This is a genomic window from Roseisalinus antarcticus, assembly GCF_900172355.1.
Classification (GTDB): Bacteria; Pseudomonadota; Alphaproteobacteria; order Rhodobacterales; family Rhodobacteraceae; genus Oceanicola; species Oceanicola antarcticus_A.
The window spans coordinates 1-3,954 of the sequence record NZ_FWFZ01000086.1; the positions used below are offsets into that span (position 1 = coordinate 1).

Sequence of the window (3,954 nt, forward strand, 5' to 3'; positions counted from 1 at the left end):
AAGTGGAGGAAAATCTCAGGGCCAAACCGTCTGCCCGAAGTGATCCAGGGGATTGCCTTCAAGGACGGGATCAAGCAACTTCAAAACGCCGCCTGATCAAGCCGTCACCAACTTTTGGGCATAACTCAGTTTACATTGCCGATGGCGGTGCCCCAGCCCTCATCCGCGTCATCACCCGCCGCGCGGACGAGATCACCGGCTTTGGCGACGCGCGCCTCTGGTCGGAAACCACGCGCATCGACCTGCGCGTCGCCGAGGTGGCAAACCCGCGCCCCGGCAACCGGATCGAAATCGATGGGGAGGCTTTCCTGATCCAGGGCGAGCCGGTCCGCGACCGCGAACGGCTCGTCTGGACCGTAGACCTGAGGCCCGCATGAGGCTGAAACTCGACATCGATCCCGACATCGTCGCCATGATGGCGGTGGAGGTTGCGGCGGGCGAACGCGCGGTGACAGCCGCCATGCGCGAGGCAGGGGCCGAGCTGAAGACGGCCTGGCGAGCACAGATCACTGGCGCTGGGTTGGGGCGAAGGCTTGCCAACTCGATCCGGAGTCGGAACTTTCCGAAGTCGGGCGAAAGTCTGGACGCCGCGGCGCTGGTCTGGTCCAAGGCGCCAGTGATTATCAGCGCGCACGACACTGGTCCCTTGATCCGCTCGAAAAATGGCTTTTGGCTGGCGATCCCCACGCCCGCTGCAGGCAAATCCACGCGCGGTGGCCGGATCACACCCGGCGAATGGGAACGCCGCACCGGATTGCGGCTGCGGTTCATCTATCGGCGGACCGGCGCCAGCCTTTTGGTGGCGGAGGGGCGGTTGAACACCAAGGGTCGCGCTGTTGCCTCAAGGTCCAAGACCGGGCGCGGCGTGGCGACCGTGCCAATTTTCCTGCTGGTGCCCCAGGTCAGACTGTCGAAGCGGCTTGATCTGGCGAGGGATGCCGAGCGCGCGCATGACGCCGTACCGGGGCTGATCGTGGCGAACTGGGTGGAGGCGAGGCTGTGATCAATGTCGCGCCAATGGGCGTTCGAAGGTATTGTCAGAAAAGAGGCGAACCACTTACTGCGGACCTTCGTGGACGGCGCAGCGAACGGCGGCAGTGAGCCCAGACTCACCGATGCTGCGTTGTGCGCGAATGGCCGCTAGCGCAAGAAAGATAAAAATCTTCAACGACCGGCTGGGTTTTGGGCGCCGTTTGCGGCAGAGCCAAACGAGGTGGTTTGCGCATGCGACAAAATGATTGTCTTAGAACGGCTCTGACACGCTTTAGCCGTGTTGGTCTTCAGGTTTCCCAATACGCGGCCAATGCAGGTGATAATCGTCGATAACTATTGGATGGCTGTGGGAGCGCCCGTCCTGCACATGGGGATGATCCGCTGGCAGATCATCGTGGGTATGTTCAACAACACCTGCATCATCACTCGGCCAGAGGATAACGCCTCCAGCCATTCCGGCCGCGGCCAGCAGCGCCAATACAGCAAGCGCCGTTGCTGCATCAAATTCAGTAATCAGCCATCCGGCCAAGGGATAGGCGACCAGCCAGCAGGCATGGGATAGGGCAAACTGTGCGGCGTAGACGGCGGGTCTGTCTTCCGCATGTGCAGAGCGTTTGAGCAGTCGTCCGGATGGGGTCAGGACCGTAGAATAGCCCACCCCGATCACCAACCATCCTGCCAAAAGCGGATACCACCCGACGCCGTCGATCACCGTCAGGGCGGCCAGACCAAGGAGAGTGACGACCAGCAAGGCAGCGCCAACGATCATCACGGGTCGGTCGGGCCGGTTGTCCAGAAGGCGTGGCAATATGAGGGCGGCAAGCATGGAACCGCCTCCGAATGCGCCAAGCGCTATGGCCACCTGCGTATTATCTAAACCCAGATCAGAACGCACCAGCACGACAGTATTGACCAGAACCATTGCGCCTGCCGCCGCTGCGGCGAAGTTCAGGGACAGAAGACCGCGCAGGCGCGGTGTTGCAAGATAAATCCGTATCCCTCGCGTTGTGCGGTCGTAGATCCCACGCCGCACCGTTTCCTTTGGGCTGGGCAGCAGGACTGAAACCACGAGCAGAGCCGATCCGACAAAGCCTATGACAGTTCCGAAGAACAACGCCTGATAGCTGACAAAGGCCAGCAGGATCGCGGCCAGCGTCGGGCTGATGATATTTTCCAGGTCATAGGCCAATCGCGACAGAGACAAAGCGCGGGTGTAACGGTCTTCTTCTGGCAGAATGTCGGGGATTGTGGCCTGAAACGTGGGCGTGAACGCAGCAGACGCAGATTGCAGCACAAAGATCAGCACATAGACCTGCCAGACCTCGCTGACGAACGGTAGGCAAAGCGCCACGGCAGCGCGGATCAGATCAAGACTGACCAGCATCGAGCGGCGCGGCCAACGGTTTGCAAAGGCCCCCGCGATGGGAGCGATGCCGACATAGGCCACCATCTTGATTGTGAAGACCGTCCCCAGCACCAACCCTGCGCGTTCTTCCGCCAAATCGAAGGCCAGCAATCCGAGCGCCACAGTGGCCAGACCAGTCCCCAGAAGGGCCGTGATTTGGGCCAAAAAAAGGTGGCGGTAGGTGCGGTCAGCAAGAACAGAGAGCATGGGAAGACCTCAGAGATACTTTGTAATGGCCTTAAAGTCTGCAGTTGCAGGTGTTCCATCACCACCCGCACCGGCCATGGCCGCATCAAGGCAATGGTCGATATGGTCTTGAATCAAAGTGCGCTTGGCTTGGGTAATGGCTTTTTCGACAGCATGAAGTTGCTGTGCGATATCGGTGCAGGGGCGCTCTGCCTCGATCATCCCGATTACACTCAAAAGATGCCCGTTGGCACGTTTCAGCCGCTTTACAATGTCTGGGTGGGTTGCATGGTGCGTATGTTTTGTCATAAGTAAACGCTATCCCCCCAAGGGGGATAGAGCAAGCAGGCCAAGACCTGCGGAAACGGGCACATGAAACGACAGGCGACATCATTCCTGCGCTTTGCATTGACCATCGCTTTGGCGGTGGGTTTCACATTGTCGTCTGACGCATTGAATAAATCACATGAACTTGCCCAGATCGCAAAAATCATTGCCGAACATCAGGCAGAGATTGAAGATCATGGTCATGCCCATGACGACATCGTGGATATAATGCACATCTTTCAGAGTCATGCCCACGAGATTGCAGAACACGAACACATCACAACGTTTTTGCTGCCGAGCGAGACGACAACTGCGATCCTGCCAACCCGCATACGTTTGGCTACGGCAGCCACCGCCATGCGAGGCCGCAAAGATTATGGCTTAGATCGACCGCCACAAGTGTGAAGTAAGGCCAATTTAGGCACTTCAAAACTTACGCACTCAATAAACGGAAAATCAAAATGATACTCAACCGATCCTACCGGTCGGGGCAGCTGTCGCATGCTTTGCGACAGTCCCTGATCCTCTTTACAACTATTGTGCTGATGCTGCTTGCATTCGCCACCTCTGCCTATGCCCATGCTGTCACTCTTGGTGATCAGGGTTATATCCAAGAGATTTTCGGGGTGCATATCATCTCGTTCATCTACCTCGGCGCAAAGCACATGATCACGGGATATGACCATATCCTGTTTCTGCTCGGCGTCGTCTTCTTCCTCTACCACATGAAAGACGTGGCGGTTTACGTCAGCATCTTTGCCGTCGGCCATTCTGTCACCATGATCGCGGGCGTCTGGTTCGGCTGGGGCATCAATGCGTACATCATTGATGCCATTATTGGCCTGTCGGTTGTTTACAAGGCGCTCGACAACCTCGGTCTTTATCAGAAATGGTTCGGTTTTCAGCCAAACACAAACCTGAATCGGTGACCTAACCCCTGCCAACCCATTTTACGGCCTCGATTTTCACAATGCCGCCGCAAAATCTCGTAGACGTCCCTGTCTAATCTCGTCGTTACACTAAACAGGCCCACATGCAGGGTT

At 57.6% G+C, this 3,954-nt stretch carries 5 protein-coding genes and 1 pseudogene; 4 read left to right on the forward strand and 2 right to left on the reverse strand.

The genetic code is table 11. From position 1 onward, the window contains the following. The first annotated feature begins 92 nt into the window (after positions 1 to 92). Positions 93 to 377, forward strand: coding sequence for a head-tail joining protein (locus ROA7023_RS23040; protein WP_085881295.1), 285 nt, complete (start codon positions 93 to 95; stop codon positions 375 to 377). Next, positions 374 to 1,003, forward strand: a complete 630-nt coding sequence (locus ROA7023_RS23045) for a DUF6441 family protein (RefSeq protein WP_085881291.1) — start codon at positions 374 to 376, stop codon at positions 1,001 to 1,003. Before ROA7023_RS23040 ends, ROA7023_RS23045 begins: the two co-directional genes overlap by 4 nt. A gap of 261 nt (positions 1,004 to 1,264) precedes the next feature. Here ROA7023_RS23045 and ROA7023_RS23050 read toward each other — a convergent pair whose 3' ends face one another. Both ROA7023_RS23050 and ROA7023_RS23055 read right to left on the reverse strand, forming a co-directional pair. Next, entirely contained in the window at positions 1,265 to 2,605 is a 1,341-nt protein-coding gene (locus tag ROA7023_RS23050) for an MFS transporter (RefSeq protein WP_085881292.1), read from the reverse strand. Between the two features lie 9 nt (positions 2,606 to 2,614). Then, positions 2,615 to 2,893 carry a metal-sensing transcriptional repressor gene (locus tag ROA7023_RS23055; protein WP_085881293.1) on the reverse strand — a complete coding sequence of 93 codons (279 nt, stop codon included), beginning with the start codon at positions 2,891 to 2,893 and terminating at the stop codon, positions 2,615 to 2,617. A 63-nt stretch (positions 2,894 to 2,956) separates the two neighbouring features. Here ROA7023_RS23055 and ROA7023_RS24235 point away from each other — a divergent pair, with 63 nt between their 5' ends. Both ROA7023_RS24235 and ROA7023_RS23060 read left to right on the forward strand, forming a co-directional pair. Beyond that, entirely contained in the window at positions 2,957 to 3,316 is a 360-nt protein-coding gene (locus tag ROA7023_RS24235; RefSeq protein WP_143535730.1) for a hypothetical protein, read from the forward strand. A 140-nt stretch (positions 3,317 to 3,456) separates the two neighbouring features. Next, positions 3,457 to 3,825, forward strand: a pseudogene (locus ROA7023_RS23060) (HupE/UreJ family protein); the annotation flags it as partial. Positions 3,826 to 3,954: the final 129 nt, after the last annotated feature.

Bases quoted from the DNA above. Each gene is read 5' to 3' on its own strand.
- ROA7023_RS23055 (WP_085881293.1), bottom strand. From the start codon at position 2,893: ATGACAAAACATACGCACCATGCAACCCACCCAGACATTGTAAAGCGG.
- ROA7023_RS23050 (WP_085881292.1), bottom strand. From the start codon at position 2,605: ATGCTCTCTGTTCTTGCTGACCGCACCTACCGCCACCTTTTTTTGGCC.
- ROA7023_RS23045 (WP_085881291.1), top strand. From the start codon at position 374: ATGAGGCTGAAACTCGACATCGATCCCGACATCGTCGCCATGATGGCG.
- ROA7023_RS24235 (WP_143535730.1), top strand. From the start codon at position 2,957: ATGAAACGACAGGCGACATCATTCCTGCGCTTTGCATTGACCATCGCT.